Below are 1,199 nucleotides of genomic sequence, written 5' to 3'. Positions count from 1 at the left end.
TGACGTGCTCCCCTGAGTTCCTGCCACGGATAAGTTGGGTCCTTCGATCAGGAGAAGGACCATGCGGCGCAGCCGTTTCAGCGAGGAGCAGATCATCTCGGTGCTGAAGGAGCACGAGGCGGGGATGAAGACCGCCGATGTGTGCCGCAAGCACGGGGTCTCGGATGCCACCCTCTATAAGTGGAAGGCGAAGTACGGGGGCATGACGGCCTCCGAGACGGCACGGCTCCGCACGCTTGAGGAGGAGAACCGGCGGCTGAAGAAGCTGCTGGCCGAGCAGATGCTCGACAATGCGGTGCTGAAGGATCTGCTGGGAAAAAACTGATCTCGCCTGCGGCGCGGTTCACGACGGTGAAGCGTGTGATCGACGATCACGGCTACTCGGAGCGCCGGGCCTGCAGGCTGATCGGAGTGGATCGGTCGAGCTTCCAGTACCGGCGCGAGGCGGATGGCGATGCCGCCGTCCGCACGCGCCTGCGGGAGCTTGCCAATGAGCGCCGCCGGTTCGGCTACCGGCGGCTGGCGATCCTGCTGAGGCGGGAGGGCGTGAGGATGAACCTGAAGAAGGTCTACCGCCTCTACCGGGAGGAGCGGCTCGTCGTGCGTCGGCGCGGCGGGCGCAAGCGGGCGCTCGGCACCAGGGCGCCGGCGGCCGTCCCGCAGGGGGCGGACCAGCGCTGGAGCCTCGACTTCGTGTCCGATGCCCTGAACGACGGCCGGCGCTTCCGGGTGCTGAACATCGTCGACGACTTCACCCGCGAATGCCTGGCGGCGGTGGTGGACACCTCGCTCTCGGGCGCCCGCGTGGTGCGCGAGCTGAACGAGGTTATCGCCCGCCGCGGCCGGCCCTGCATGATCGTCTCCGACAACGGCACCGAGCTGGTCAGCCGGGCGGTCCTGAACTTCTGCGAGGAGACCGCCATCGAATGGCACTACATCGCCCCGGGCAAGCCGATCCAGAACGCCTTCGTGGAGAGCTTCAACGGCCGCCTGCGTGACGAGTGCCTCAATGATCACGCCTTCGCCTCGCTTGCCGAGGCGCGGCGGATCATCGAGGCTTGGCGGATCGACTACAACACCGTCCGACCCCATACGAGCCTCGGCGGCCTCTCGCCGTCGATGTTCGCCAGCCGGTCCCATGAGGACCAAAACCCAGCCGGGCCTAACTTATGACCGGCAGGAAAATGGGGAGCACGTCA

General features: G+C 66.7%; 1 protein-coding gene. It reads left to right on the top strand.

Translation table 11 applies throughout. The features are described 5' to 3' along the window. Window positions 1–61 precede the first annotated feature (61 nt). Window positions 62–1,173, top strand: a protein-coding gene (locus AC2W7M_RS25850; RefSeq protein WP_486135990.1) for an IS3 family transposase whose coding sequence is annotated in 2 segments (ribosomal slippage) — window positions 62–311 and window positions 311–1,173 — 1,113 coding nt in all. Because the reading frame shifts where the segments join, the coding sequence is not laid out codon by codon here. Window positions 1,174–1,199: the final 26 nt, after the last annotated feature.

The organism is Xanthobacter sp. BG11Y11_SDJG (assembly GCF_057364445.1).
The sequence above is the reverse complement of the archived record's forward strand: the minus strand, read 5'-3'. Positions and strand labels throughout refer to the sequence as shown.